The organism is Actinoplanes sp. NPDC004185 (assembly GCF_053603475.1).
This window is the reverse complement of the sequence record NZ_JBSGFR010000078.1, coordinates 1-26687: the sequence shown is the minus strand read 5'-3', so window position 1 is coordinate 26687 and position 26687 is coordinate 1. Positions and strand designations below refer to the sequence as shown.

The 26687-nt window shown below is 72.5% G+C and carries 24 protein-coding genes and 1 riboswitch; of the genes, 13 read left to right on the top strand and 11 right to left on the bottom strand.

Annotation, left to right across the window (positions count from 1 at the left end):
• The coding region (locus ACWEOZ_RS41900) for a glycoside hydrolase family 26 protein (RefSeq protein WP_451916247.1) at positions 1-1082 on the top strand (1082 nt) is incomplete at its 5' end.
• Here ACWEOZ_RS41900 and ACWEOZ_RS41895 read toward each other — a convergent pair.
• The 6 genes from ACWEOZ_RS41895 to ACWEOZ_RS41870 form a co-directional block, all read right to left on the bottom strand.
• Positions 1072-1941: a bifunctional 5,10-methylenetetrahydrofolate dehydrogenase/5,10-methenyltetrahydrofolate cyclohydrolase gene (locus tag ACWEOZ_RS41895; protein WP_451916246.1), complete on the bottom strand. Its 870-nt coding sequence runs from the start codon at positions 1939-1941 to the stop codon at positions 1072-1074. The genes ACWEOZ_RS41900 and ACWEOZ_RS41895 overlap by 11 nt on opposite strands.
• 16 nt (positions 1942-1957) lie before the next feature.
• Positions 1958-2041: riboswitch (ZMP/ZTP riboswitch) on the bottom strand.
• Positions 2041-2979 carry a hypothetical protein gene (locus tag ACWEOZ_RS41890; protein WP_451916245.1) on the bottom strand — a complete coding sequence of 313 codons (939 nt, stop codon included), beginning with the start codon at positions 2977-2979 and terminating at the stop codon, positions 2041-2043. Its footprint overlaps the riboswitch before it by 1 nt.
• Positions 2976-6419, bottom strand: coding sequence for a hypothetical protein (locus ACWEOZ_RS41885; protein WP_451916244.1), 3444 nt, complete (start codon positions 6417-6419; stop codon positions 2976-2978). Before ACWEOZ_RS41885 ends, ACWEOZ_RS41890 begins: the two co-directional genes overlap by 4 nt.
• Positions 6420-6549: 130 nt before the next feature.
• Entirely contained in the window at positions 6550-7941 is a 1392-nt protein-coding gene (locus tag ACWEOZ_RS41880; RefSeq protein ID WP_451916243.1) for a glycosyltransferase, read from the bottom strand.
• Positions 7938-8894 carry a glycosyltransferase family 2 protein gene (locus ACWEOZ_RS41875; RefSeq protein ID WP_451916242.1) on the bottom strand — a complete coding sequence of 319 codons (957 nt, stop codon included), beginning with the start codon at positions 8892-8894 and terminating at the stop codon, positions 7938-7940. The genes ACWEOZ_RS41880 and ACWEOZ_RS41875 overlap by 4 nt, the downstream gene beginning before the upstream one ends.
• A gap of 51 nt (positions 8895-8945) precedes the next feature.
• Positions 8946-9962 carry a glycosyltransferase family 2 protein gene (locus ACWEOZ_RS41870; RefSeq protein WP_451916241.1) on the bottom strand — a complete coding sequence of 339 codons (1017 nt, stop codon included), beginning with the start codon at positions 9960-9962 and terminating at the stop codon, positions 8946-8948.
• Between the two features lie 825 nt (positions 9963-10787).
• Between ACWEOZ_RS41870 and ACWEOZ_RS41865 the strand changes: the two genes are divergently transcribed.
• Together ACWEOZ_RS41865 and ACWEOZ_RS41860 are read left to right on the top strand one after the other, a co-directional pair.
• Positions 10788-11723, top strand: a complete 936-nt coding sequence (locus ACWEOZ_RS41865) for a sulfotransferase domain-containing protein (RefSeq protein WP_451916240.1) — start codon at positions 10788-10790, stop codon at positions 11721-11723.
• A gap of 90 nt (positions 11724-11813) precedes the next feature.
• On the top strand, positions 11814-12728 hold the full coding sequence (locus ACWEOZ_RS41860; protein ID WP_451916239.1) for a hypothetical protein: 915 nt from the start codon (positions 11814-11816) through the stop codon (positions 12726-12728).
• Between the two features lie 198 nt (positions 12729-12926).
• On the opposite strand, the gene ACWEOZ_RS41855 is transcribed toward ACWEOZ_RS41860, so the two are convergent.
• Positions 12927-13577, bottom strand: coding sequence for an HAD family hydrolase (locus ACWEOZ_RS41855; protein ID WP_451916238.1), 651 nt, complete (start codon positions 13575-13577; stop codon positions 12927-12929).
• 598 nt (positions 13578-14175) lie between these two features.
• Between ACWEOZ_RS41855 and ACWEOZ_RS41850 the strand changes: the two genes are divergently transcribed.
• The 3 genes from ACWEOZ_RS41850 (at position 14176) to ACWEOZ_RS41840 (ending at position 16545) form a co-directional block, all read left to right on the top strand.
• Positions 14176-14589, top strand: coding sequence for an S-adenosylmethionine decarboxylase (locus ACWEOZ_RS41850; protein WP_360826023.1), 414 nt, complete (start codon positions 14176-14178; stop codon positions 14587-14589).
• A 2-nt stretch (positions 14590-14591) separates the two neighbouring features.
• The gene (locus ACWEOZ_RS41845) at positions 14592-15461 is read left to right on the top strand and encodes a hypothetical protein (protein ID WP_451916237.1); all 870 of its coding nucleotides are present in this window, start codon (positions 14592-14594) and stop codon (positions 15459-15461) included.
• 94 nt (positions 15462-15555) lie between these two features.
• A complete protein-coding gene (locus ACWEOZ_RS41840) occupies positions 15556-16545 on the top strand; it encodes a serine/threonine-protein kinase (RefSeq protein ID WP_451916236.1) in 990 nt (329 codons plus the stop codon).
• Positions 16546-16549: 4 nt separating this feature from the next.
• On the opposite strand, the gene ACWEOZ_RS41835 is transcribed toward ACWEOZ_RS41840, so the two are convergent.
• From ACWEOZ_RS41835 to ACWEOZ_RS41825, 3 genes are all read right to left on the bottom strand, one after another.
• A complete protein-coding gene (locus tag ACWEOZ_RS41835; protein ID WP_451916235.1) occupies positions 16550-17167 on the bottom strand; it encodes a hypothetical protein in 618 nt (205 codons plus the stop codon).
• A 70-nt stretch (positions 17168-17237) separates the two neighbouring features.
• Positions 17238-18119, bottom strand: coding sequence for a universal stress protein (locus tag ACWEOZ_RS41830; protein WP_451916234.1), 882 nt, complete (start codon positions 18117-18119; stop codon positions 17238-17240).
• Positions 18116-19603, bottom strand: a complete 1488-nt coding sequence (locus tag ACWEOZ_RS41825) for an amino acid permease (RefSeq protein ID WP_451916233.1) — start codon at positions 19601-19603, stop codon at positions 18116-18118. Before ACWEOZ_RS41825 ends, ACWEOZ_RS41830 begins: the two co-directional genes overlap by 4 nt.
• Positions 19604-19940: 337 nt before the next feature.
• On the opposite strand from ACWEOZ_RS41825, the gene ACWEOZ_RS41820 reads away from it, so the two are divergent.
• The 6 genes from ACWEOZ_RS41820 to ACWEOZ_RS41795 are packed head-to-tail and all read left to right on the top strand — an operon-like array spanning position 19941 to position 24694.
• A complete protein-coding gene (locus tag ACWEOZ_RS41820) occupies positions 19941-20291 on the top strand; it encodes an STAS domain-containing protein (protein WP_360554463.1) in 351 nt (116 codons plus the stop codon).
• Positions 20292-20332: 41 nt separating this feature from the next.
• Positions 20333-21358, top strand: a complete 1026-nt coding sequence (locus ACWEOZ_RS41815) for an alpha/beta hydrolase (protein WP_451916232.1) — start codon at positions 20333-20335, stop codon at positions 21356-21358.
• Between the two features lie 11 nt (positions 21359-21369).
• Entirely contained in the window at positions 21370-22605 is a 1236-nt protein-coding gene (locus tag ACWEOZ_RS41810; protein WP_451916231.1) for an ATP-grasp domain-containing protein, read from the top strand.
• The gene (locus ACWEOZ_RS41805; protein ID WP_451916230.1) at positions 22598-23881 is read left to right on the top strand and encodes a cytochrome P450; all 1284 of its coding nucleotides are present in this window, start codon (positions 22598-22600) and stop codon (positions 23879-23881) included. Before ACWEOZ_RS41810 ends, ACWEOZ_RS41805 begins: the two co-directional genes overlap by 8 nt.
• A gap of 10 nt (positions 23882-23891) precedes the next feature.
• A complete protein-coding gene (locus ACWEOZ_RS41800; RefSeq protein WP_360554457.1) occupies positions 23892-24215 on the top strand; it encodes an ArsR/SmtB family transcription factor in 324 nt (107 codons plus the stop codon).
• Entirely contained in the window at positions 24212-24694 is a 483-nt protein-coding gene (locus tag ACWEOZ_RS41795; protein ID WP_451916229.1) for an SRPBCC family protein, read from the top strand. The genes ACWEOZ_RS41800 and ACWEOZ_RS41795 overlap by 4 nt, the downstream gene beginning before the upstream one ends.
• 16 nt (positions 24695-24710) lie before the next feature.
• Here the strand turns inward: ACWEOZ_RS41795 and ACWEOZ_RS41790 are convergent, their stop codons facing one another.
• Positions 24711-26018 (bottom strand): MFS transporter, encoded by a 1308-nt coding sequence (locus ACWEOZ_RS41790; protein ID WP_451916228.1) that lies wholly within the window; start codon positions 26016-26018, stop codon positions 24711-24713.
• A gap of 93 nt (positions 26019-26111) precedes the next feature.
• Here ACWEOZ_RS41790 and ACWEOZ_RS41785 point away from each other — a divergent pair, with 93 nt between their 5' ends.
• On the top strand, positions 26112-26555 hold the full coding sequence (locus tag ACWEOZ_RS41785) for a DUF5990 family protein (RefSeq protein ID WP_451916227.1): 444 nt from the start codon (positions 26112-26114) through the stop codon (positions 26553-26555).
• Positions 26556-26687: the final 132 nt, after the last annotated feature.

Genomic DNA, 26687 nt, shown 5'->3' with positions numbered 1-26687 from the left:
CGGGTCGCCCGGGCGACCGGCCGGAACCTCACGTGACGCCGGCGCACCGGGCCCCGCGGAAGCTGACCCGCCGGCACCTCGTCGGTGGTCTCGCCGCGCTGGCCGCCGTGCCGGCCGCGGTGCTCGCCGTGCGCACGATCGGCAGCGACGAGACCCCGGCCGAGGCCACCAGCTCGCCGGGCCGGGCCGCGTCGGCGAAGCCCGGCCCGAGCCCCACGCCGGCGGTGGTCACCCGGGGCGGCGGACCGGTGCCGTTCCGGCCGGGCCGGGCGATGCTCGGCGCCTACCTGGGGCTGGAGGGCAGGTCGCTGACCGAGAGCCTGGCCCTGCGGCGCAACCAGCTCGGCCGCGACGAGCGCATCGTGCACGTCTTCTACGACTTCACCGACACGTTGCCGCAGGCGATCGAGGGCCTGCCGGCCAAGGCGACCCCGATGGTGTCGTGGCGCGGCTGCCCGCTCCCCGACATCACCTCGGGGGCGAGCGACGCGCTCATCGCGCGCGCCGCCCGCCGGCTCAAGCGCCAGGACCGGCCGGTGCTGCTGCGCTGGGGCTGGGAGATGAACGGCGACTGGTACAAGTGGAGCGCCGCCCGCAACGGCAAGGACGGCCAGGCGTACGTGACCGCGTGGCAGCGCCTGCACCGCATCTTCGCCGAGGAGAAGGCCACCAACGTGTCGTGGGTGTGGAGCCCGAACTGGAACTCCGACCCGGCCGCGGAGTGGAACACCTTCGCGGCGCTCTACCCCGGCGACGAGTACGTCGACTGGGTCGGGGTCTCCGGCTACAACCTGCACCGCGAGACCCCGGACAAGCTGTTCGCCGGCATCTACCGGGCGTACGCCGCCCGCAAACCCATCATGATCACCGAGGTGGGCTCGGTGGACCGGGGCGGCCGGACCAAGGCCGACTGGATCACGCTCTTCGCGCGCTGGGTGGAGGCGCACCCGGCGGTGGGCGCGGTGACCTGGTTCGACACCGACACCCACCCCGGGTACGAGGAGAAGTGGCGCATCGACACCGACGCCGAGTCGCTGGCGGCGTACCGGGCGATGGCGGCGAGCGCCCGCTTCAGCGGCTAGCCTTCTCCGCCGCCTCGATCGCGTTGCGGAACAGCATCGCCACGGTGGTCGGGCCCACGCCGCCGACCCGCGGGGTGACCGCCCCGGCGACCTGCGCGACCTCCTCGGCCACGTCCGGCAGCAGCCGGCGGCCCTCGTAGCGCACGCCGGCGCCGATGACCGTCGCGCCCGGCCGCACGTGCTCGGGCTGGATGATGCCGGGCACGCCGGCTGCGGCGACCAGGATCTCGGCCCGCCGGGTGTAGCGCTGCCAGTCCGGCACGCCGGTGTGCACGACCGTCACGGCGGCGTTCGCGGTCGGCCGCTTCTGCGCCAGCATCATGGCCAGCGGGCGCCCGATGGTCGCGCCCCGGCCGAGGATGACCACCTCGCGGCCGGCCACCGGCACGTCGTGGTACGCCAGCAGCGCCTCGATGCCGGCCGGGGTGCACGGCCGGGGCCCGGGCAGGCCGACCGACAGCCGGCCCAGGTTGAGCGGGTGCATGCCGTCGACATCCTTGTCCGGGTCGACGGTCAGCAGCGCCGCGTCGTAGTCGATGTGCGGGGGCGGCGGGTACTGGATCAGCAGGGCGTGCACGGCCGGGTCGGCGTTGAGCTGGTCGATCGCCCGCAGCAGGTCGTCCTGCGTCGCGTCCGCGCCCAGGTGCACGTGCGGCGAGACGAAACCCAGCTCGGCGGCCTGGCGCTGCTTGATCCGGATGTATCCGGCGCTGGCGTCGTCGTCGCCGACCAGCACGGTCGCCAGCGACGGCTGGACGCCGGCCTCGCGCAGCTTCGTCACGCGCTGCGCGACGTCGGCCAGGACCTCGTCGGCCACCGGCTTGCCGGGCAGCAGCCTTGCTTCATGCTCTACGGACATACAGCTTCCACTCCGGCGTGGGCACCCAGGCGGACGGCCCCCACGGCGAGCTCCCCGATGGTGGTCCCCATCCTCGATGCCGCCAGTCGCGTGTCCGCGTCAGTCTACGGCGCTGAGATAGAGGGTGCGGTAGGCGGTGGTGTCCCCGTACCGGTAGAGGCTCACCCGCATCCGCTGCGCGCCCGGCAGGCTCAGCGCTTCGCTCCAGGTCCCGTCGCCGGTGACCGTGACCGTGCGCTTGACCGTCGCGGTCCCCGACGGGCCGGTCACGCTGAGCGTGTACGGCCCGTCCGAGGCGACCAGCCCGGTCGCCGACACCCGCACCGTACGGTTCCCGGCCGCGTTGACCGGGCCCGACGGTGTCGCCGACAGTGCGGTCACGACGGTGTCGTGCGTGGCCCGCGACGTGGTGAACGACAGCCAGCTCGCTCCGGCCAGCACGGCCGCGACTGCCACCAGCGGCAGGAACTGGCGCAGCAGACGCCGGCGCCGGGCCTTCTCCTCGGCGGCGGCGGCGCGCTGCTCGTCCTCCTCCGGCACGGCGGGCACGATCGACATCACCACGGTGTTCGCCTCGGCCACGGTGTTCGCCTCCGCCACGCCGTTCAGGGGAAGCCGTACGGTGTTCTCGCCGACGCCGATCCGCACCAGCTTCTCGCCCACCGGCCGGGGTTGCGGCTCCGCGCCGTCCGCCGCGCGCACCCGGCGCGGCGGCAGCAGCCGGGCGGCGACCACCCCAGCCAGCGTCACCCCGACGGTGGCCACGGTCCAGGCGAGCCGGTCGATGCGCAGGCCCACGACGTGGATGGCCAGGCCGGCGACGATCAGCACGCCCATGCTCAGCGCGGGGGTGAGCACCGTGCGCTCGACCGCGGTCAGCGCCCGGCGCCGGAACAGCACGCCCAGCAGGGCCATCCCGGGCAGCACGAACCCGAGCAGCAGCCCACCGGCGATGGCCAGGGCCTGCGGCGCGACCAGGACGGCGGCGCCGGCGGCGACGGCCAGCGCGGCCACGACCCGGGAGAGCAGAGCGCTCACTGGACCCCCGTCCGGTAGATGCGGACAGTGCCGTTGTCGTAGAGCCGGTCCATCCCGGCCAGCGTGTCGAACTTGCCGAGCTGCCCGACGGTCAGCGGCGAGGTGATCTGCCCGGACCTCGGGTCGCTCTCGAAGTACGCGCCGCTCTCCGGCAACTGGGTGCTCAGCCGCCGGTCCACGACCAGGTACTGCACGTGGACGCGCTGCACCAGGTCGTCCTGCTCCAGCCCCCACACGTCGGCGTAGTACAGGGAGCCCACCTCGCGGACCGGGTCCTGGCGCCCGTACGTGGAGGCGAGCGAGACCGACGTCGCGTCGCCGCCGACCCGGTTGCCCGGGCCCAGCGTGGTGCGCTGCCAGTCGGCCGACGCCACCCCGTACGCGTCGACCGACCGCTCGTACCCGCCGGCCAGGTACGGCCCCGGCAGGATGGAGGCGATCGGCGGCCAGCCACCGGCCCGCGCCCCGATCATCAGCAGCGTGATCATCGCCGAGCCGGCCGCGACCCGGCTGTACAGGTTCCAGCCGCCCGGCATGACCACGTCGATGGCCGGCGCGGCGGCCCGCCACCGATGCCCGAACTCGTCCTTGGCCGGGATCAGCTGCACGCCCCGGACCAGCCCGATCGCGGCCAGGATGGAGATCGGGATGTAGGTGAACGTGGACAGCCGCCCGGCGATCTCCGGCCCGTTCTGCCCCAGGAACCGCACCCCGTTGCCGGCGAAGAACACCATCCCGCCGACCACCGCGGCCCAGCGCCACCAGTCCCGGTCCCGGCGGTGCACCATGTCGCGGGTGACCGCGAGATAGAGCACCAGCAGCCCGAGCAGGCCGGCGCCCTGCACCACGAGCTGACCGACGGAGACGGGCGCGCTCGCCGAAGCCGGGTCGCTCTCCCCGGAGAAGAGCTGCGACACGGTACGCGCGACCTGGTCGACCGGCTCCTCGAGGTAACCGACGACATCCGTGGCGACGAACAGGATCCAGGCGGCCACCACGACTGCGGCGGCCAGCGGCATCGTCAGCGCGGACCAGCGCCGCGGCTGGTCCACGACGAGCTCGGCGACCGCCAGCAACGTCAGCGTGGCGACCAGCGCCAGGGCGGTGACGTGGTGGCTGACGGTGGTCAGCGCCATCGACGTCACGGCCAGCGCCACGAACATCCGGCCGCCCTCGGCCCGCCAGCGGCGTACCGCCCAGATGGTGAGCATGAAGAACGGCAGGGCGGCGGTCTGGTAGAGGAACATCGAGTTGAAGAACAGGTAGTGCAGGGCGGTCGCGTACGTGGCGCAGGCGACGCCCGCGACGGCCGGGGAGTTGCTGGCCCGCAGCACCACCGCGAAGAGCACGCCCACGAACACCAGGTGCGCGATCCCGGCGACGATGACGCCGGCGGCCGTGACCGGCAGCCCGGTCATCGCGGCCACGGCGGCCCCCAGCTCGGCGAGCCCGGGGAAATGCTCGGCCGGCGGCAGCGCGGGGTTGGGCCGGAACAGCTCCCCGGACTGCACGATGATCGTGGTGGCCAGCCAGTGCTGCAACTCGTCGGGGAACCGGAACTGGTCCGGGCTGTACATCCACTTCAGCAGGTACTGGTGCAGAGCCAGCCCCATGACGAGCAGGAACGACTCGGCGACCCCGGCCATCCGGCGGCTGAGCAACCGCACCACGACCGGCGTGAAGACCACGACCTGACCGACCCAGTACGCGAACTGGGCGTTGCCGGTGCTGACCCGCCCGCCGGCGTAGGCCAGGGCGACCATGAGCACGCCGAGGGCGGAGATGGTCAGGACGGCCGGGGCGTGGCCCAGGTCGAGGGGCTCGCGGCGGGCCCGGGCCGGTTTGGGCTTACGGCCGGGATCGGGCGGGGGAGCGACCTCGGTCCGCTGACTGTCCCGCCGGCCGGGAACGACGGGAATGACGGCGGTGACGACATCGGTCGGCGGTGCGACGCTGGCGGTCGAGCTGACGACCGGGATGACGACGGTGTCGTCGGGCGCCCGCAGCGCGATGACCACGGTGTCCTCGCCGGGGGTCCGGGCGGGGGTCGCCTTCGGGGTCTCCGGCAGGGTCAGGATGACCGTGTCTTCGACGGTCGGCCCGACGCGCAGGACGACCGTGTCGTCGGGGTTCGGCCCTTCCTGCTCGGGCTCATCCTGGTCGGTTCCGGCCCGGTCGGGCTCGCTCTGGTCGGGCTCGCTGTGGTCTGGCTCGCTCTGGTCTGGCTCGGCCTGGTCCGGCTCGGGGTCCGGCTCGGCCTGGTCCGGGGCGGTCTCCTTCGGGCTGGTGCCGGCCGGGGGCCCGGCGGGCAGGACCAGCACCGCGGTCGCCTCGGAATCGCTCACTTCCGGGGTGGTCTCAACCTCAACATCAGCTTCAGGTTCGCGCTCGGACGAGATCTCAACCTCAACCTGAGCTTGAGGGATGGACTCACCTTCTGTCCCTGCTACCTGCTCGATGTCCGATTCGGTGGCGGCGTCCGGGGCCTCCGATGGGGGATCGGCGCTGCCTTCCTCGCTCGGTGAAGCGGCTTCCGGAGCCGGCGCCTCCTGTGCCGCGCTCGGCTGCGCCACGTCGGCGGCCTCCGCCGGCGCGGCGTCCTGGCCGGCTTCTGCGGGCGACTCGGCCCCCGTGCCGGGTCCGGCTTCGGGCGTCGATCCTGCCTCGGGTGTCGCTGCCGGCTCTGCCGTGACCGTGCCCGCGGAGCCGCGTTCGGCGTCGGCCGAGAGGTCGGGCGTGGCCGTGGCCGCCGGTTCCGGGTCGGCGTCGGCCGTGGCTGCGGGTTCCGGGTCGGCGTCGGCCGTGGCCGTGGGTTCCGGGTCGGCGTCGGCTGTGGCCGTGGGTTCGGGGTCGTCGTTGGCTGTGGCCGTGGGTTCCAGGTCCGTGCCGGCTGTGGCCGTGGGTTCCGGATCCGTTCCGGCTGTGGCTGCAGGTTCCGGTGGGGTGTCGGCCTCGGCTTCGCTTGCGGTCTCGACGTCACTCGTGGCGACCGGGGCGGTCTCAGCCGCGTCGTCCGGGGCCGGAGCCGGAGCCGGAGCGGCCGGCGGCACCGCGGCGGGGATCACGACCTTGGGCACACCCGACGTGGTCTGGATGTCAGCCACCGCCGGTCCGGACACGTCGGCACCGGACGGCGCCGCCGGGCGTACCCGGGCCGTCCCGCGCGCCGGCCGCGCCCCGCCACCCTCCTGGCCGGGCCGGTTCGGCGCAGTCCGGTTCTGCACCGGCTGGTCCGGGTGCGGCTGGTCGTCCTGCGGCCGATCCTGCGTCCGGGCCGGTTCGGGCGCGCGCTGGTCGGCCGCGCGCTGGTCCGCCATGTGCTGGGCCTCCGTGGCGTCGGGGGACTCGTACTGCTGGATGGACGTCATCGGGCTCGCCGGGCGCAGCACCGGTCCGTTGTCCGGTTCGCCGGGTTCCGGGGCCGGGTGCGCGCTCAGCATGCGGCTGCCACCCCGGTCGGTCGAGCCGGGGTGGCGTACGCATTTCCGACCGATCGCCACATCTGCTTCCTCCTGACCGAGAATGCCCGGTCCGGGGGGAAGTTTCCGGTGAACGGCTGAGTCGCCACGATCAGCGGCCGCTCCGGGCCTTGGCCCGGGCCGCCCGGCGGCCCTTCAGGTAGGCGCGCGGTCCCGCCAGCATGCCCTTGCGGTTCGCCGTCAGCAGTTCCCGCGGGAAGTCCTCCCGCAGCGTCGACACCCGCAGGCTGTCCTTGCTGGTCAGGTCGCGCAGGGCGCCCGGGGCCAGCTTCAGCAGGGGCCAGAGCAGGCCGGGCCGCTTGAGCAGCAGGCTGGTGTACGCGGCGGTCAGCCCGGCGCCGTAGCCGACCATCTGCTTGTGCAGTCCTTCGAGGTCGCGCCGGTGGTAGTGGTGGGTGACCGCGGTCGGCTGGTAGACGATCGTGCCGCCGGCGATCAGCACCTGGGTGAACGCCAGGGTGTCCTCGGAGCCCATCGCCGGGGTGCCGGCGCCCAGGGCGGTGTCCCAGCCGCCGATGCCTTCGATGACGCCGGCCCGGAACGTCATGTTCGCGCCGGTGCCGAACGGCGGCAACGGGTACAGCGGGCTCTGGATGTGCGCGGTCGCCGGGCTGAACACGTCGGGTTTGAAACCGCGGCCCTTGCTGTGCCCGCCGAACTGCTCGAACCACAGCTGCGCCTGGGTCTCCAGTTCGGCCGGCACGATCACGCCGGAGACCACGTCGGCCTCGGGGTGTTCGACCAGCGCCCGGGCGACCTCGGCCAGCCAGTTGACGTCGGCGTACTCGTCGTCGTCGATCCAGGCCATGATCTCGCCCGGCGCGGCCGCCACCGCGGCGTTGCGGGCGAAGGACAGCCCGGCGCGCGGCTCCTTCAGGTAGGTGACCGGGCCGCGGCGGGCCGCCGAGCGGACCACCTCGGCGGTCGCGTCGGTGACCGGCGCGTTGTCCACGACCAGGATCCGGAAGTCCGGGTAGGCCTGCGCGAGCAGGCTGTCCAGGCACCGGGCCAGGGCGCCGGGCCGTTCCCGGGTGCAGACCACGACGGTGATCGGCGGGGCTTCGGCCAGCACCGCGCGGCGGCGGGCCAGGAAGGCCGGCTCGGTCGCCGGGGTGATGCCGTCGATGGGCAGGGCGGACAGGCCCAGCTCGGCGAGCCGCGGCGCCAGGGCGGTGCCGAGCTCGGCGCCGATCGCGGCCGCCAGGTCGGCGGGCCGCAGACCCTGCTCCGGTACGTCGGTGAGCACGGTCCCCAGCGGTTCGGTGAACAGCCGGACCAGTACCCACGCCTGGAGCACGCGCCGGCCGTCCGGGCCCACCCCGGCGACCGCCGGCAGCGGGTCGGACAGGTCCAGGTCGAGCACCGTGGCCGGCAGCACCTCGCCGCTGGGCTCGAACGCGGGCGCGGTGATCATGTCGTCGGTGCGCTGCGCCGGCACCCACACCTTGCCGTTCACGCCGGCCCCGTTCACCCCGGCGGTCATCGGGCCGCTCCGGCCGTGACCGTGCGGCGGGCGGCGACGGTCTCGACGACCCCGCCGACCCCGGCCGCGGCGACGCCGGCCAGCACCCCGCCGGCCTTGAGCGCGTGGTGGGCGCCCCGGCCCGTGGTGGCCGCGACCAGGTTGCGGAGCACCGCCCGGGGCAGCGAGCGCAGGTAGTCGCGTTCCGAGCCGAGACTTCTCTTGCCGTCCAGCAGGCCGGCCATGGCGACCTTGCCGCGTCCCTCGGCGTAGCAGCGGCGCAGGAAGAAGCCGAAGGTCGAGCTGCTCGCGGGCACCTCGTGGCGGATCACCGCGGCGGGCACGTACATCCAGCGGCCGCCGGCCAGGGCGCTCATCCGCAGGCACAGCTCGGTGTCCTCGGGCCGGTTCCGGTTGCCGAGCTTGCCGAAGCCGGTGCGGAAGCCGCCGACCGAGAGAAAGGTGTCGCGGCGCACGATCATGCTGGCCGACCACACGTTGCGCACCGGCGCGGTGGTGGTGGGCATCCCCGCGTACGAGCCGCCGACCGCCCAGAGGAACTCCTCCGGCATCCAGGTCGGCCTCGGGCCCTCCCAGGCCGGGTCGATGCCACCGCCGGCGCCGACCACCGCCGGGTCCGCCGCCAGGGGTTCGATCAGGAGCTCCAGCCACTGCGGGCAGGCCACCGTGTCGTCGTCGAGGAACGCGATCAGCGAGGTGCTGGTGTGGAACGCCCCGGTGTTGCGGTTGCCCGACACGCCCTGGGCGTACAGGTTCTCCAGGACGGTCACGCCGGCCAGGTCGCGCCGGACCCGGCGGAACAGTGCCGGGTTGTGATCGACCACGACGACGATCTCGGCCGGGGTGTACGTCTGCGACCGGGCCGAGGCGACGGTGCGCACCAGCGCGTTCCAGCGCTGCTCGGTGTGGGTCGGTATGACGATGCTGACGGCGGGGCGAGGGGTGGGTTCCACGCGGGTGCTCCTCGGGACAGGTCGGGGGCGGGGGACTGGCGGCGGGGGAGCTCAGTCCTCGCGGGTGGCGCGTGACTGCAGCGCCTTGATGTCGTCGGTGCGGCGGGTGCCGACGTCGTCGCGGCGCAGGCCCCGGTTGAGGTGCGCGACGTGCTGGCGAGAGTCCCCGGCCGGGGCGACGCCGGCGACCGGCGGGCGGTTGACGACCTTGTTCAGCACGTGCACCGGCGTGGTGGTAGCCGGGGTGGCGGTCGGGTGCTGGTGCAGGATGACGCCGGTGCCCTGGCTGCCGGTGCGGCGCTGACGGCGCATCCGGCCGTACTCGCTGAAGATGGTGCGCAGCACCCGGAAGCCGTCCCGGAAGGTGTTCAGGTTGCTCTGTCCGTGGATGCGGGCGTGCTCGATGCTGCCGACCTCGCCGACCTTCATCCCGTCGGCGGCGGCCCGGATGTTGATCATCGTTTCGATCTCGAAGCCGTCGCCCCAGAGCTTGCTGCCGTCGGTGGGCCGCGGCAGAGCCGGGTCGGGCAGGGCCAGGGTCGGCACGACCCGGCGCCAGAAGGCGTTGTAGCCGTAGCAGAGGTCGGTGAACCGGGTCCCGAACAGGACGTTCACCACCAGGTTGAGGCCGTCGTTGCCGAGCTTGCGCAGCTTGGTGATGTCGTGGCTGTGCCCGCCCTTGTCGAAGCGCGAGCCCTTGACGAAGTCGGCGCCGGCCACCAGCTCGGCGACGAAGCTCGGGATCTCGGCCGGGTCGGTCGAGCCGTCGGCGTCGATCATCACGATGATGTCGCCCGTGCAGGCGGCGAAGCCACAGGCCAGGGCGTTGCCCTTACCGGTACGGGTCTGCTGCACGATCACCACGTCCGGGCGCAGCTCGCGGGCCACGGCGACCGTGCGGTCCCGCGATCCGCCGTCGACCACGATCACCTCGTCGATGCCGTCGGGCAGTTTGGCGAACACGTGCGGCAGGTTCCGCTCTTCGTTCAGGGTCGGAATCACGACGCTTACGGTCGGTGACGGCTGCCCGTTACTCGGCGTGTTGCCCGAGGTCGTGGAAAGCTGCATGTCGGTCCCTTCGGGGGCGGCAGTTGCGACGTAATCGGCGGTTTCCGGGGAGGGGAACGCAGGTCGCTCGCTTCTGCCGACAAATCTAGCAACACGCTACGTAGCGTCAACTAACCAAAGGGCCAGGGTGACGATGCCCGTGCGGTGAACCCTGACCAATCGAATGACCTGGGGTTATGCACATGGGCAACAAGATCGTACGCAAGCCCCAGTCGTCACACCCAGTAACGGACACCGAGGCAGTGGAGGCCGGAGACGGGCGTCGCGGCACTATTCCGGGTCAACCGATGGATCGGTGGCCGCGATCGGGGCATAGTCCAAATGTCGGATAACGCCGAGTGATCCGAATCACTCTCGGTAATGTCACGGGCTGTAGTCTCACGGGTGCAAACGGGTTAGATCTGGGGCGGGACAGTGCCGGAGCCGGTCGATGGATAAATTGTCCCGGTGACGTCCGAGCCGGCTGGGTGCCGTACCGCGCGGTCGTCGGCACCGTGGGTGATCCGGTGACGGCGACCGACGCGCTGTGTGTCTGCGGCCATCAGCGATCCGCCCACGAGCACCATCGCGCCGGCACCGAGTGCACGTTCTGCGGCCCCGAGGTGTGCCCGCGCTACCGCCGTCGTCGCTGGTGGCACCGGCGCGCTTGACCGCGATCCGGGAGCGCCGAGGGGAGTGGTCGCGCCGCCGGTGGGTACCCACCCTGCTCACGGTGTGGACACCGGGTCGCGAAAACCTACTGTTTCTGTAGGCTAACTTCTACTTCGCGGGGCGCCGCGCACCTCGCCGGGTGGCGCCGCCGCACCGTACGAGGAGGTAGCCCCTATGCCGCTCCCGGACTTCCTGATCGCCGGCGTCCCCAAAGCGGGCACCACGGCCCTGCACGCCGCGCTGGTCCGGCATCCTCAGCTCTACCTGTCCAGGGTCAAGGAGCCGAAGTTCTTCCTCTCCGACGGCCCGCCGCCCAGGCTCGGCGGGCCGGGCGACGTGCAGACCTACCAGGAGCACGTGTGGCGCCGCGCCGACTACGAGGCACTGTTCGCGCCCGCGCCGCCGGGCACGCTGCGGGGCGAGGCCACCCCCTTCTACCTGTACGACCTGGACGCCCACGACCGCATCCAGGCCCTGGTCCCGGAGGCCAAGCTGATCCTGCTGCTGCGTGACCCGGTGGACCGCGCGCACTCCAACTGGACGCACCTGTGGAACGCCGGACTGGAGCCGGAGGCCGACTTCCTCACCGCCTGCCGGGCCGAGGAGCAGCGCAAGGCGGACGGCTGGGCCGACTTCTGGCACTACATCAGCCTCGGGCTCTACGGCCGCCAGGTGCAGCACCTCTACAAGGTCTTCCCCCGCGAGCAGGTGCTGCTGCTGCGCTACCGCGAGCTCAAGGACGCGCCCGCCGCCACGCTCGACCGGGTCTGCGACTTCCTCGGCGTGCCGGCCGGCGTGCTGCGCGAGATCCCCCGCGAGAACGTGAACCGCCACGTCGTCGAGGACAACGGCGTCAACCGGGTGCTGCGCGGGCTGCTGCGGGCCGGCGGGCAGTTCGGCCACCGGTTCCCCGTACCGCTGCGCCTGGCCGCCCGCGGCCCGATCCTGACCGTGCTGCACCGCAAGCAGGGCACGCGGCCGGTGACCACCCCGCAGGAACGTGCCGCGCTGCTGCCCTTGTTCGTTGACGACATAGCGTTGCTGCAGGACGTGACGGGGGAGAGCTACGACGACTGGCTCTCCGTGGACCGACACGCCCGCGCGCGGTGACCTGCCGGGAATCCCTACCTTCCCCATAGATCATGCAAGCTTCACCCGATACTCTTCGCTGTGTCGCTGACGCCACGAAACGGAGCCGCCTTGTCCATCGGAACTCAAGCCCTCCCGTTGCCTCGCTGGGAAGACGCCACGGTGGTGGTCGAGCCGCCCGGTGACGAGCCGGGAGCGTGGGCGGGCGCGCCGTCCTCGATCGTCGCGGACGGTGAGGTCTACCTGGCGTACAGGTTGCGTCTGCCGATCGGTGAGGGCCGGGGCATCTCCAACGTGGTCGCCCGCTCGGCCGACGGCCTGCACTTCACGGTCGTGGCCGAGGTGGGCAAGGACGCCTTCGGCGCCGAGTCGCTGGAGCGCCCGGCGCTGGTCCGCACCCCGCAGGGCCGGTGGCGGCTCTACGTCAGCGCGGCCACCCCCGGCACCAAGCACTGGCGCGTCGACCTGCTCGAGGCCGACACCCCTGAGGAGTTGGCCAGTGCCACCCCGCGCACTGTCCTGGCCGGCGACGAGACAGTCGGCGTCAAGGACCCGGTGCTGCACCACGACGAGCACGGCTGGCACCTCTGGGCGTCGGTGCACCCGCTCGAGTCGTGGGACGACGCCGACCGGATGACCACGGAGTACGCGACCAGCCCCGACGGCGTGCACTGGACCTGGCGCGGCACGGCGCTGTCCGGTCGTGCGGGCCAGTGGGACGCCCGCGGCGTGCGCGTCTCCTCGGTGTCGGTCGACGGCGACACCGTCGTGGCGGCGTACGACGGCCGGGCCACCGCGGGGGAGAACTGGGAGGAGCGCACCGGCACGGCCCGCGGTGTGCGCCTGCCCGACGGCAGCTTCGGCGAGCTGACCGCGGAGGACGGCGAGCCGGTGGGCAGCCCGTACGCCCCCAACGGCCTGCGCTACCTGAGCCTGGTGACGATGCCCGACGGCCGCCGGCGCATCTACTACGAGGCGACCCGCCAGGACGGCGCCCACGACCTGCGCACCGAACTCGCCTACTGAAAGTGTGAGAGGCGGGTCACGAACACCGGGCCCGGCTCACCGCTCATGATCCACCTGGCTTAGCGTCGATCCCAGAACTCCCGGTCTCCGGGGCCCGCCACCATCACCGGCGGATCAGAACCGGAAGACCGTCCATGGCGGAGCCCGTCCCACAAGGACGGGCTCCGCCATGTTTCGTCCCGGCCGCAGGCACAGAGGTCATGGCGTTTCGTTCAGCCATGCCTGCAGAGCCGGTAGCACGTTGCGCAGATCGTTCCCGTCGACTGACGCGTGGGCGGCTGCGCGAGCGGCCGCGGTGGCGTTGAAAGCGACCGCCATGCCGACTTCGGTGAACAGTGGCACATCCGAGCGGCCGTCTCCGATGGCGGCGCAGTGCCTCATTTCTGCACCGATGCCGGCTGCCACGCCGAGCGCGAAGTCGCGCTTGCCGAGCTCGTCGAGGTAGGCGGCGACATTGCCGCTGTAGCGGCCGTTGATCACTTCCAGGCGCGGACCGCAGTAACGGTCGAATCCGAAACGGTCACAGAGGTAGGCGCCGACGGCGTCCCATGCGAGTGTGGCCAGAATCGGCGCCAGCCGGTGACGGCGGCACCAGGCGAGGGTCTCGGCGATGCCGTCGACCAGCGGCAACGATTCAAGGAATCCGCCGACCTCGGCAGGGGTCCGGGATGCCCACCCGCGGGCGTCGAGGACGCACACCTGCTCGTTGGTCAGGGTGCCTGCGGCGTAACCGGCTTCTGCATCGCGTACGACCTGGGCGTGTCCGAGTGACTCGGCCAGGTGCTGCCCGCTGCTGGTGTGCGGGACCAGCGTGCCGTCCACGTCGAAGAACACTGCTCTGCGGATCACCGCCGAAGATTAGCGGAGCACCAGACCCGCCGGACCCTGCGTCATGCTGAGTGCCAGTCCGATTACAGATCGTTATTGTGGCCTACGACCGGCGCAGATATAACCGCCTCGCAACCCGAAAGGCACGGAGAGTTACGAATGCATGAGTGATCCGTACCACTGCGACTATTCGGACATCGGTGGTTGCGAGCCGTCTCTGCTGGTCACGGCTTCGGTGCCCGGCTTGCCGGCCGTCCGTCCCGATGCCGCGGGCTTCGGCGCTGCTGGGCGAATCCTGTGAGGCGAGATAGACCTGTTGGGGTCCCTGTGCCGTGGCCCCGCACCTTCGGTCAGGCCGGGATGGCCGCCCGGTCAGCGGCACCGCGGCTCAGTGGTCAGTTGACCCTGCGTAGCGCTCCGGTAGATTTGGTGACGGAAGCGAGCGAGTCAGGCTTCTCCCCCAAAAGCCCCACACGCTCCGCAACTGTCACCCCGAAGGAACCGACATGCCGCTCCCCACGACCCAGGACCGCACCAAGAGTGATGACATGCGGTCACAGTCGGTGAAGGACCGCGCTCCCAAGCCGCCGGTGCGGCCGCGGCCCAGCACGGCTCCCTCGTGGTGACCCGCACCGCCACCGCCCCGCTCCCGATCCCCCCGCACCCGGAAGGCACCGCCGACATGCTGGATTTCAAGGACCTCGCCCCGACCATCACCCGCCAGCGCATGGTCGTCGAGGGGTACCCGACGTTCGTGATCACCGACGAGCACATCAAGGACTACTTGAAGAAGCTCTCGGACGTGACCGACATGATCACGATCATCGAGCCGGTCACCCACGTCAGCGACCTGTACGGCTGGGCCGGCTGGATCCACTGGGAGACCTCCGGCGCGCACTTCTACTCGTGGGAACGCCCGATCTCGTTCTTCAGCGTCGATATCTACACCTGCAAGGCCTTCGACCCGCAGACGGTCATCGACTTCACCAAGGAGTACTTCCGGACGACCGAGCTCGTCGCGAAGGAGTTCTGAGCATGGGCCCGACCACGACCGCCCGCTACGACCTCGCCCCCGCCTCGGTGCGGCGCATCACCGCGGAGTTCCTGGCCGCGCACCCCACCGGCGGCCGGTTCGTGACAGCGGTCGTCGGGCCGGACAGCGACCTGGCCGCGGTCGGCCGGGCCCTGGAACGCCAGGTCTTCGAGGAGACGTTCGGCAACGACGCCACGGTGATGGCCGCCGAGTACGGCCCGTACGAGGAGCGCAGCCTGTTCTTCGTGGTCATCGACCGCAAGCGGGGCGTGCCGGCCGGCGTGGCCCGGATGATCGAGAGCCACGGCGCCGGGGTCAAGACCGTCGACGACGCCCCGCCGCACATCGGCGCGGACGTCGCCACCATCCTGGCCGCGCACGGCATGAGCGGCGAGAAGGTGTGGGACTGCGCCACTCTCGCGGTCCTCCCGCAGTACCGCGGCCGCCGGTCGGCCCTGCTGGTCAGCACGATGATCTACCGCACGTTCCTGGTCATGGGCCGGCGCCACGGCGTGCGGCACGCGGTCTCGATGCTCGACAAGGGCGCGTACCGCAATCTCACGCTCATCGGCGTGCCGATGCGCACGCTGGCCGACTCGGGCCCGTTCGAGTACCTCGGCTCGGCCGAGAACCGCGCCGTCCACATGGACTTCCCGGCCATCGAGGCCGCCGTGCGCGAGCAGGCCGCGCGGATGCGCCGGGCTGCCCGGCCCGGCCTGGCCGCGCTGCGCCGCGACGGCGTGCGCAAGCTGGTCACCAAACGCGTCGCGGCCGGCGTCTCACTGCGCATCGGTACGGGCCGGGACGTCGACGACCACATCGTCGTCGTGCCGGGCGAGCAGGGCGTGTTCCGCCTCGACTCGATCGGCTGATGCTCGCGGGGAGCGTTTGCCCTGCCGGAGGCGAGGGTACGTCGGCTGCAACCACGAGGGGGGCGGCCTCGCGGTGACGGAACAGGGGGCAGCAATGCGGACGCTGGGCGGGCGGTATCAGCTCCAGCAGCGCATCGGCATCGGCGGTATGTCCGAAGTGTGGCGTGGGCACGACCAGGTGCTCGACCGGCCGGTCGCCGTCAAGATCATGGCTCCCGCCGTCGAGGGCACGCTGGGCGAGGTCAACGGCGTCGATCTGGTCCGCACCGAGGCGCGTTCGGCCGCCCGGCTGGCCCATCCCAACGTCGCCGGCGTGCACGACTTCGGCACGTCGCTGTCGCCGGGCCGCGAGGTGCCGTACATCGTCATGGAGCTCGTGGACGGGCAGACGCTCAGCGAGCACCTCGGCGCCGGGCTCTTCGACTGGCGCATCGCCGTACGCGTCTGCGCCGAGGTCGCGGCCGCCCTGGCCGCCGCCCACGCCGAGCGCGTCGTGCACCGCGACATCAAGCCGGCCAACATCATGCTGACCCCGGCCGGGGCCAAGGTCCTGGACTTCGGCATCGCGGCGGCGGTCGGCAGTCACGACCCCGACCCGGACGGCCCGGTCATGGGCACGCCCGCCTACGTCGCCCCGGAACGCTTCGAGGGACTGCCCGCGACCCCGGCCTCGGACATGTACTCCCTCGGTGTGCTGCTCTACCACTGCCTGTCCGGCCGGCTGCCCTGGCAGGCCGCCAGCCACACCGAGCTGGTCGAGGCCCAGCGTCACCGCGACCCCGACCCGCTGCCGGCCATCGAGGGCATGGCGCCGGAGGTGCTCGACCTCTGCTCGCGCTGCCTGCACCGGGACCCGGCCGAGCGGCCGACCGCCCTGGTCGCCGCGCTGCTGCTGGCCGAGGCCGTGGACGCGCGGGTCTACGTGCCGCTGGTGGACATCAGCTCGGTCATGCCCCGGCCCTCGCGGGTGTCGGCCTGGGACGAGCGCGCGGCCGAGGCCCCGACGGACATGGCCCTGGCGGCCGACGCCGACCCGGACACCACGTTCCTCGGCGACCGTCCCGGCCGCCACCGCGCCGGCTGACGCGTCAGCCCCCGGCGGCCCGCCAGCGGTCGTAGCTGAAGCGGGTGACGGTCAGCTCCGGGTGCGCGAGCACGTGCCGCGCGAAGCCGGCCCGGTCGTCGTCGAGCTCCGCGATCCGCTCGGTCGGCGGCGTGACGTGGCGCAGGAGGCCGGCGTACCGCCAGTCCTTGCACCGGTACGGCCGCCGCAGCGCCGCCACGATCAGCTCCGCGAGCGCGGGCTCCTGCTCGGCCGGCACCCCGCCCCGGGTGAAGTCGCGCAGCACCGCGTCCTTGGTGGTCCACGGTGAGCAGATCCACGACTTCTTCAGCTCCGGCAGGAAGCGCTCCTCCCAGCGCAGGAACAGCACCGCGTAGGGCGCGTAGTGCGCTCTCACGGCCGGGTCCTCGGCCCGGCGGAACGCGCTGATCAGCCCGTCGAGGGTCCGGTCGAGCCGGCGCCGGGCCGTGTTCTCGGCGGGCCGGCTGGGGCCCTGCCGGATCCGGAGGTCGTCCGCCCGCTGCCGGGACACCAGAGCCTCGGCCAGCAGCGCCTCGTGCCGGGCCAGGGCCGTCGCACGCCGGGCGTCGTCCGGTGAGACCAGGTCGAAGACCCACGGCTGATCGTCGGGGAGCGCGCGCACCGCCGCAGCATGTCAGGTATGAGCCCGGGCCGCCCGGCGGGAGCGCTCCGCGGGCGGCCCGGGACACCTCTCAGCCGCTGCGCGGGACCACCACGACCGGCCGCCGGGCCCGGCGCATCAGCCGGGCCGACACCCCGCCGAGCAGCACCCGCCGGGCCGGCCCGTACCCGCGGGAGCCGCAGAACAGCACGTCGACGTCGTCCAGGTCGGCCAGCGACTCCACCACGTCACCGGTACGGACCTCCCAGTCCGCCTCGACCCCGGCCACCGCCCCCGCCGCCCGGCTCAGCGACAGCTCGTAGGTCTCCCGGGCGGTGTCCAGGAACGCGTGCTCGGCGTCCTGGCCGACCAGGAACGGCAGCGTCGCGTCGGCCTCGGCGACGACCGTGTAGAGCCGCAGCGGGCTGCCCGTCCGCTGCGCCAGCCGGGCGGCCGTCGCGAGCGCCGCGCGGCCGTCGGGCGTGTCCACGTACGCGACGCCGATGCGGCCCAGCGCACCCGGCGGCGTCTGCATCCCGGCCGGGGCGACCGCGACCGGCCACAGGCTGCCGGCCAGCAACCGGTCGGCGGTGCTACCGGCGAAGAGCCGGTGCTTGGGTCCGGCCCGGCCCGAACCCACCACGATCGTCTCCGCCGACAACTCCTCGGCCAGGTCGTGCAGGCCGTGCGCGGCCGAGGTGGAGGCGACGACCCGGAAGGTGACGTCACCGTGGTCCTCACCCAGCACGGACCGGGCCTGGTCCAGCACCGCCTCGGCGGCCCGGTGCCGGTCGGCCACCCACTCGGCGTCCACCCGGCCCGAGCCCAGCGCGGACGGGGCCGGATGCACCACGGCCACCACGAGCGGCGCGCCCAGCGTCGCCGCGGCCCACCGGCCGAACACCAGCGCATCGTCGGCGGACGGCCCGCCGTCCACCCCGACGATGACGGGGGCGGTCGCCGGGGCGGTCACCGCGGGTCTCCGGGCGGCGTGTCCGGCGTGGTGTCGCGGGCCCAGCTCGGGGTCCCGCCGTCGTCCGGGCGGGCGGTGCGGAGCTTGGAGTGGCGGTAGCCGTACAGGAAGTAGATGGCCAGGCCCAGGACCAGCCAGACGACGAACCGGATCCAGGTGCTCAGCGGCAGGTCGGACATCAGGTAGACGGCGAACAGCACGCCGATGATCGGCAGCACCGGCGACCACGGCACCCGGTACGGCCGCGGCATCTCCGGCCGGGTCCGGCGCAGGATGATCACGCCGATGTTGACCAGCACGAACGCGAACAGCGTGCCGATGTTGACGAGCTTGACGATCTCGGACAGCGGCACCAGCGCGGCGAGGATCGAGATCAGCACGCCGAGGCCGATGGTGAGCCGGGCCGGGGTCCCGTACCGCTGGTTGACCACGGCGAAGCGCTGCGGCAGCAGGCCGTCGCGGCACATGGCGAAGAAGATGCGGGTCTGGCCGTACAGGATGACCAGCACCACGCTGGTGATCGCGACGACCGCGCCCAGCGCCAGGATCGACGCCGCCCAGCTGATCCCGGCCCCCTGGTCCAGGGCCGCGGCCAGCGGCGCGTCGGTGGACTCGAGCTGCGCCGGGGTGGCGATGCCGATGGCGCCGACCGCGGTCAGCACGTAGAAGACCGTGCAGATGATCAGGGAGCCGATGATCGCCAGCGGCAGGTCCCGGGCCGGGTTGCGGGCCTCCTCGCTGCCGGTGGAGACCGCGTCGAAGCCGATGTAGGCGAAGAAGATGATCGCGGCCGCCGCGGTGACCCCGTCGACGCCGTTCGGGGTGAACGGCTGGAAGTTGCCGGTGCCGAAGTTGAACAGCGCCACCACGATGAAGAACAGCAGCACCGCCAGCTTGACGCCGACCATCACCAGGTTGACCCGGGCGCTCTCGGTGACGCCCCGGACCAGCAGAGCGGTGATGGCCAGCACGATGAAGACGGCGGGCAGGTTGAAGATGCCGCCGTCCTCGGGTGACTTGGCGATCGCGTCCGGCAGGGCCACCCCGAACGCCGAGTCGAGGAACGCGTTGAGATTGCCGCCCCAGCCGACCGCGATGGCGGCCACCGAGACCCCGTACTCCAGGATCAGGTCCCAGCCGATGATCCAGGCCACGATCTCGCCCAGGGTCGCGTACGTGTAGGTGTAGGCGCTGCCGGATACCGGGATGGACGAGGCCAGCTCGGCGTAGGACAGCGCGGAGAACGCGCACGCCACCGCGGCGAGCACGAAGGAGAGGATCACCGCCGGGCCGGCCACGCCGGCCCCCTCGCCGATGACCACGAAGATGCCGGTGCCGATGATGGCGCCGACCCCCATGGCGGTCAGCTGGGTGGCGCCGACGGCCTTCTTCAGGCCGTGGCCTTCCTCGGTGGTCTCGGAGATCAGCGACCGGACATCGCGGATCGCGAAGATCCCCGGCCTTCGGTTCGAGCCTGTGACCATGCTGGGCCCACCCTCCACATGCCTCGGCGGCCGCGTGGAGACCGCCGTCGTGGACACCTCCCCGGCCGCGCCCCGGGAGTGGCCGGATGCGAGCGGGTGCATCGGTGACCACCGCTGCCACCGTGGCCGCTCACCTGCGGAAACCGCAAGATGATCTGCAGGATGTGGCGAACTTGCCCGCTGCGGTTGCTCTTTGCGTCTCGCGGTGGGTGACGTCGCCATGACGCTCGGCGCACCGGCTGTCCGCTCGGCGCACGGAAACGTCCGGCAGCCTGCGAGGTGAACGGCGGGCGTTGTAGCGTGGGCCCACGGGTTACCGGGTTCGGAGGACGAGACCATGGGCGAGGCCGTGATGACCACGCGGCGGCAGGCGGACGGCGCGATCGTGGTCGACGTGCGCGGCTCGCTGGACGCGGCCACCGTGGACGCGCTGCGGCACGCACTGGTCAGCACCCTGCACGGCGAGCGCCCGGTCTCGATGATCGTCGATCTGACCTTCGTGACGTTCATGGACTCGATGGGCGTCGGCGCGCTGGTCTCCGGCTACAACGCCGCGCGCGAGACCGGCAGCCGGTTCGTGCTGCGCAACCCCAGCGAGTTCGTGCACCGCCAGCTGAGGATCACCGGCCTGGCGGAGATGTTCGGGCTGCCGTCGGCGTCGCCCGGCCCGCAGACATACACCCCCTGAGACTGCTGCCGGGCGGGCCGCCGGCCGGTTATGGTGCCGTCATGGAACCGGCGGTCGGGGCGTGGTGCGACGGCACCGAGGTCTGCTTCCGGCTCCAAGATCATGAGCACCGGCTGACCGCCGTCCGGCTGCGTTCCGGCGTGGCCGCCGGCGACTTCGCGTACGACGGTGAGAGCCGCACCTGGCAGCTGCGCCTGCCCCGTCCGGCCGTGCACCGCATCGAGTACCAGCTCGAACTGGGTCACGGCGACGGCAGCACCGAGACCGTCGCCGATCCGGACAACCCGCGGCGCGAGGGCGACGCCTCGGTCCTGTGGTGCCCCGACTACCGCGAGCCCGGCTGGCTGCACCTGCCGCAGGCCACCGGTCAGTGGCGCGACGTCTACCTGCCGCTGCCCACGCTGCACGGCGAGATGGTGGCCCGGATCTGGTCGCCGGACACGGCCACCGACCGGGTGCTGGTCGCGCACGACGGGCCCGACTACCACCGGTACGGCAAACTGGGCCGTTACACCGCGGCGATGATCGGGGCGGGTCACGTGCCGCCGTACCACCTCGTGCTGCTGCCGCCGGGGGAGCGCCTGGAGTGGTATGCGGCCAGTCCCGCGTACGCCCGGGCCCTGGCCCGCGACGTGCTGCCCAAGCTCGCCGCCGAGCTCGGCACCGACCGGCCGGTGCTCGGCGCCGGGGCCAGCCTGGGCGCCCTGGCCATGCTGCACGCCCAGCGCCGCCACCCGCAGCGCTTCGCCGGGCTGTTCCTGCAGTCCGGCAGCTTCTTCCAGCCCCGCTACGACCGACAGGAGTCCGGCTTCCGGCGCTACCTGCGCATCGTCCGGTTCACCGGGCGGGTGCTGCGCGCCCCCTCGTTCGCGAGTCCGGTCCCCACGGTCATCACCTGTGGTGCGGTGGAGGAGAACCTGGCGAACAATCGCGACATGGCGGCGGCACTGGGCCGCCAGGCCTACCCGGTCACCTTCACCGAGGTCCCCGACGCGCACAACTGGACCGGCTGGCGCGACGCCCTCGACCCGCACCTGACCACGTTGCTGCAGACAGTGTTCCATTAACGGGAGGCGCCATGGCCGACGTCGAGCACACCATCGGACTGCTGCTGGGCACCGAGGACGACTGGCCGCGGGCGTACGAGGCGTTGCTGCGCCGCGTCGGAGTGGTCACCGACGCCCAGGGCCGGACCCACCGCACCCGCAGCGTGCGGGTCACCATCGAGCCGTTCCACCTGCGCGACTCGCCGAAGCACGACCTGGTCATCGACCGGCTCGCCTACTGGTATTACCACCCGCGCGAGTGGCTCAAGAAGATCGCGCTGATGGACGACGTGTACCTGCTGAACAGCCCGTTCACGTTCCAGTCGATGGAGAAGCACGCCGCGTACTGCGCGATGCTGCGGCTCGGGCTCAAGGTGCCGGAGACCGTGCTCGTGCCGTTCAAGAACCCCCTGGACAACTCCCGGTACGCCTACACCTCGGCGCGCTACAACCAGCCGTTCGACCTGGAGGCGCTGGCCGAGTCCGTGGGCTACCCGATGTACATGAAGCCGTACGACGGCGGGGCCTGGGTCGGCGTCTCCAAGATCCGTAACGTGGCGGAGCTGCACGCGGCGTACGACGCGTCCGGCGAGCGGCTCATGCACCTGCAGGCGGCCGTCGAGGACTACGACGTGTTCGCCCGCTCGCTGACCATCGGCCCGGAGACCATGGTCATGAAGTTCCGGCCCGAGCTGCCCATGCACGAGCGTTACGCGGTGGACCACAACTTCCTCACCCCCGAGGTGGGCGACGAGGTCGTCACCATCTCCCGGCTGGTCAACGCGTTCTTCCGGTGGGAGTTCAACAGCTGCGAGTCGCTGGTCAAGGGCACCGAGGTGCACCCGATCGACTACGCCAACGCCTGCCCCGACGTGGCGGTGACCTCGCTGCACTACTACTTCCCGTGGGCGATGTCGGCGCTGCTGCGCTGGACGATCTACTGCGTCGTCACCGGGCGCAGGCCGCGGCTGGACACCGACACCGCGGAGTACTTCGCCATCGCCGACGACCCGTCGCTGGACTACGGGCAGAAGCTCGCCCGCTACCGCCGGCTCGCCGACGACTACTTCGAGACCGAGCGGTACGAGGAGTTCTGCGCCAAGTACCTGGGCCACGTCGACGAGATGGTCGCCGAGTGGGTCGGCTCGGAGGAGTTCCGCTCCCTGCTGCGCGAGACGGTCCGGGCGATGTACCCGCCGCACGAGCACGAGCGCTTCCTCGGCCACTTCAACGGCCTCATCGACGCCTGGCTGCGCGACCATGGCTGAGCTGCGCCGCGCCGTCGCGTTCGCCGCCGGGCTCTACGGCAGCCGGCTCGGCTTCGCCTACCACGGCTACGTGCGGCGCGACCCGATGTCGCTGCTGCACCTGCGGCCCGGGCGCGACGACCCGTACGCGATCTACCGGGGCATGCCCCGCTTCGGCCCCACCCGGATCGGCAACTGGGTGACGACCAGCCACGCGATCTGCGACACCGTGCTGCGGGACCGGCGCTTCGGGGTGCGTGCCGCCGACCTGGTGGCCGCGCCCGGGGCCACCGACGAGTTCGACATGTCGTTCCTCGACAAGAACCCGCCGGACCACACCCGGCTGCGGCGCCTGGCCCAGCCGGCGTTCAGCCCGAAACAGATGGCCGGTTACCGCCCCCTCGTCGAGAGCACGGTCGACGAGCTGCTCGACCGGGTCGGGCCGGGACGGGAGTTCGACCTGGTGTCCGCGTACGCGGCGCCGCTGCCGATCCAGGTCATCACCGCCCTGCTCGGCGTGCCGGACGTGGACGCGGACCGCTTCGCGCGCTACGGCACGGTCATCGCCAGTGCCCTGGACGGCGTCCACTCCCTGTCGCACGCCGCCCGGCTGCAGGCCGCGAACCGCGACCTGCGCGAGCTGTTCGAGAGCCTGTTCGCGCTGCGCCGCCGGGAACCGGCCGACGACCTGGTCAGCCGGATCGTGGCCGCCGAGGGCGACCGGATCCAGCCGCACGAGATGGTCCCGATGTGCAACCTGCTGCTGGTGGCAGGCTTCGAGACCACGGTCAACCTGGTCGGCAACGCGGTCAACGCGCTGCTCGCCCACCCGGAGCAGTGGGCGGCCCTGTGCGCCGACCCGGCCGGGCTGGCCGGTCCCGCGGTGGAGGAGACGCTGCGCTACGACCCGCCCGTGCAGCGCACCGCCCGCTGCGCCCTGGAGGACGTCGACCTGGACGGCCACCTGGTGCGGCGCGGCCAGTACGTGGTCACGCTGATCGGTGCGGCCAACCGCGACCCGGAGGCCTTCCCCGACCCGGACACGTTCGACATCCGGCGCGAGCAGACCGCCGACCACCTGGCCTTCTCCAGCGGGATCCACTACTGCGTGGGACAGCCGCTGGCCCGGCTGGAGGCGGAGATCGCCCTGCGCCGCCTCGCCGAGCGCCTGCCGGATCTGCACCGCACCGGACCGCTGCGGCGGCGGGTGTCCAGCATCGTCCGCGGGCCCATCCACTTCCCGGTCCGCAGCGGCGCCCGCACCCGCCCCTTGACGGAGGCACTCGGTAAGTCGTAGCTTTCCGTTCGTGGCTACTTACCAAGCGGAGGACGGCTGGGACGCGTTGGGCGATCCCAGCAGGCGCGCCATCCTCGAGTGCTTGGCCGTACGGCCCCGCGCCGTCGGGGAGCTCGCCGACGAGCTGCCGATCAGCCGGCCGGCGGTCTCCCAGCACCTCAAGGTGCTCAAGGAAGCCGGGCTCGTCACCGATCGCGCGGCCGGCACCCGCCGGGTCTACCGGCTCAACCCGGCCGGCGTGGGTGCGCTGCGCGATCAGCTCGAGACGTTCTGGACCCGCGCGCTGGAGGGCTATCAGGACGTCGCCGACCAACCGACCGAGGAGACGTCATGACCGAGACAGCTGAGCAGGTGGTCCGCCGGCAGATCGTCGTGCAGGCACCCATCGAGCGCGCGTTCACCCTGTTCACCGAACGCTTCGGCGACTTCAAGCCCAAGGAGCACAACCTGCTGGGGGCGCCGATCGCCGAGACCGTGTTCGAGGCCAAGCCCGGCGGTCACATCTACGACCGGGCCGTCGACGGCACCGAGTGCCGCTGGGCCCGGGTGCTGGCCTGCGACCCGCCGGACCGGGTGGTCTTCAGCTGGGACATCAGCCCGCAATGGCAGCTCGAGACCGACCCCGAGCACGCCAGCGAGGTGGAGGTCCGCTTCGTCGCCGAGACCCCGCACCGCACCCGGGTCGAGCTGGAGCACCGCCACCTCGACCGGCACGGCCCCGGCTGGGAGTCCGTCCGCGACGGCGTCGCCCACGACGAGGGCTGGCCGCTCTACCTGAGCCGCTACGCCGCCCTGATCGACCAGGGCGCCTGAGCGGTGTCTCCGGGGATCACGACGGCCGCGATGGTCCATGATCCCCGGAGCCCGTCCAGCCGGGCACTCCGGCGGCGGCGGGGCGCCGGCGGGTGGAGGCGTACAAGCCGAGCAGCAGCAGCGACAGCACGATCAGCGCCGGGCCGAGGACCTGCGCGCCCAGCCGGTCGATCAGCACTCCCACCCCGGCCGGGATGAGCGCGCCGCCGAGGCCCGACGCGCCCATCTGCACGCCGATCGTCCGGTCGGCGTGCAGCGACCCGACCCGGTCGGCGGTGGTCAGCGTGAGCAACGGGAACACCGGCGCCGCCGCGAAGCCGATGACCATCAGGCCGGCCACCGCCAGCCAGCCCGGGCCGGGCAGCGTGACCAGCACCGAACCCGCCACCAGGCCCAGCAGGCTGCCGACCAGGATGCGCACGGTGCCGACCCGCTCGACGATGAACCCCTGGACGACCCGGCCGACGAACAGGCTCGCCCAGTACGCCGACACGCAGACACCGGCGACCGTCGCGCTGATCCCACGCTCGCCGGTGAGGAACAGGAACGCCCACAGCCCGGCGGTGATCTCCAGTGCGACATAGACGGCGAAGGCCGCCGCACTGATCCACACCGCGGGGATGGCCAGCGTCACGGCGATCCGCGTCGGTGCGGCTGCCTCGCCGTCCGCCTTGTCGCCGGCCGCCTGCTCGGCGGCGGAGAGCCGGACACGATGCTGCGCCCAGGAGCGCCGCGTCAGGGCGAACGCCAGCGCGAGCAGCGCCTGACCGGAGGCGACGATCCCGTACCCCCAGTGCCAGGACAGCCCGCCGCTGAGCACGGCGGTCATGATCAGCGGGCCGATGGCCACCCCCAGCCCGAAGAAGGCGTGCAGCCAGTTCATGTGCCGCGGCCCGAAGGCGCCGGCGGCGTACGCGTTGAGCCCGGCGTCGATGGCGCCGCCACCGAAGCCGGCGATCAGCGCACACGGGACGAGGAACGCGAAGGCCGGCGACACCGCGTAGCCGGCCAGCGCCAGGCTCGCCAGCGCGGTGCTGACGGCGAGCAACCGGCCCACCCCGAGCCGGGCGATGCTGAACCCGGCCGCGACGCTGGACACCAGGTAACCGGCGGTGCCGGCGAACAGCAGCAGACCGACGGAGTCGGTGCCGACCCGGAACTCCGTGGCCATCGAGGGCCAGCCGACCCCGAGCAGGCCGTCCGGCAGCCCCAGGCTGATGAAGGCGAAGTAGGCCAGCAGGAGCACGGACGTGCGCACGACCGGGGTCGCGACCGGCTGCGGCGGGCGGGCGTCGGCGGCGGCGTCGGGCGGCAGCGAAGTCACCGGGCCATGGTGGCATGCGGGCGAGGCCGCGCGGTGCCCACGGGGAGCGGCGCCGCGGCGGAATTGTCGGGGGGTCGGCCTAGAGTTCAGGACGTGCACATCCGGATCGAGGGCAGCGACCTGCCCGGGCGCCGCGCCGGCGCGCAGGCCGACGAGCTGCGGCTGAGCAACGTGCAGGTCGGCGTCCAGCGCAAGCAGGAGGTCGTCGAGCGGATCAGCGCCGCCGCGTCCGCCGCGGTCTGGGAGTTCGAGGTCACCAGCCGCGAGGTCGACGGCCTGCTCGACGTCGGCGGGGCCTACGTGCACGGCCGGCCCGGGGCCCGCTTCCTCTACCTGAGCTGGGGCGCGGTGCACGGCGAGACCTTCGCGGGTTTCCGGCGGGCCAAGCTGATGTTCGGTGACATACCCACGCCGCTGCTGCGCGCGGCCCACGACGACGGCGGCACGCTGCTGGCCCGGCTGGGCCTGACCGACGCGGCGGGCGGTCCGCGCTGCGCCCGGGTACGCCCACCCGACATCACCTGGCAGCTCGCATGACGGCACCCGGGGCCGGCGGGGTCACGGTCCTGCACGGCTTCATCGCCCGCGGCGGCGCCCTCTGCCTCTGGGCCGAGACCGACCACGCCCAGCCGGGTGGAGCTCCGGAGGGCCCGCGGGCGCGGGGAGCCG

What these genes read in the sequence shown, in the direction of transcription:
- ACWEOZ_RS41845 (WP_451916237.1), top strand. Translation starts at nt 14,592, where the DNA reads ATGGGCCCGACCACGACCGCCCGCTACGACCTCGCCCCCGCCTCGGTG.
- ACWEOZ_RS41810 (WP_451916231.1), top strand. Translation starts at nt 21,370, where the DNA reads ATGGCCGACGTCGAGCACACCATCGGACTGCTGCTGGGCACCGAGGAC.
- ACWEOZ_RS41815 (WP_451916232.1), top strand. Translation starts at nt 20,333, where the DNA reads ATGGAACCGGCGGTCGGGGCGTGGTGCGACGGCACCGAGGTCTGCTTC.
- ACWEOZ_RS41795 (WP_451916229.1), top strand. Translation starts at nt 24,212, where the DNA reads ATGACCGAGACAGCTGAGCAGGTGGTCCGCCGGCAGATCGTCGTGCAG.
- ACWEOZ_RS41805 (WP_451916230.1), top strand. Translation starts at nt 22,598, where the DNA reads ATGGCTGAGCTGCGCCGCGCCGTCGCGTTCGCCGCCGGGCTCTACGGC.
- ACWEOZ_RS41820 (WP_360554463.1), top strand. Translation starts at nt 19,941, where the DNA reads ATGGGCGAGGCCGTGATGACCACGCGGCGGCAGGCGGACGGCGCGATC.
- ACWEOZ_RS41870 (WP_451916241.1), bottom strand. Translation starts at nt 9,962, where the DNA reads ATGCAGCTTTCCACGACCTCGGGCAACACGCCGAGTAACGGGCAGCCG.
- ACWEOZ_RS41885 (WP_451916244.1), bottom strand. Translation starts at nt 6,419, where the DNA reads ATGCTGAGCGCGCACCCGGCCCCGGAACCCGGCGAACCGGACAACGGA.
- ACWEOZ_RS41825 (WP_451916233.1), bottom strand. Translation starts at nt 19,603, where the DNA reads ATGGTCACAGGCTCGAACCGAAGGCCGGGGATCTTCGCGATCCGCGAT.
- ACWEOZ_RS41880 (WP_451916243.1), bottom strand. Translation starts at nt 7,941, where the DNA reads ATGACCGCCGGGGTGAACGGGGCCGGCGTGAACGGCAAGGTGTGGGTG.
- ACWEOZ_RS41865 (WP_451916240.1), top strand. Translation starts at nt 10,788, where the DNA reads ATGCCGCTCCCGGACTTCCTGATCGCCGGCGTCCCCAAAGCGGGCACC.
- ACWEOZ_RS41840 (WP_451916236.1), top strand. Translation starts at nt 15,556, where the DNA reads ATGCGGACGCTGGGCGGGCGGTATCAGCTCCAGCAGCGCATCGGCATC.
- ACWEOZ_RS41895 (WP_451916246.1), bottom strand. Translation starts at nt 1,941, where the DNA reads ATGTCCGTAGAGCATGAAGCAAGGCTGCTGCCCGGCAAGCCGGTGGCC.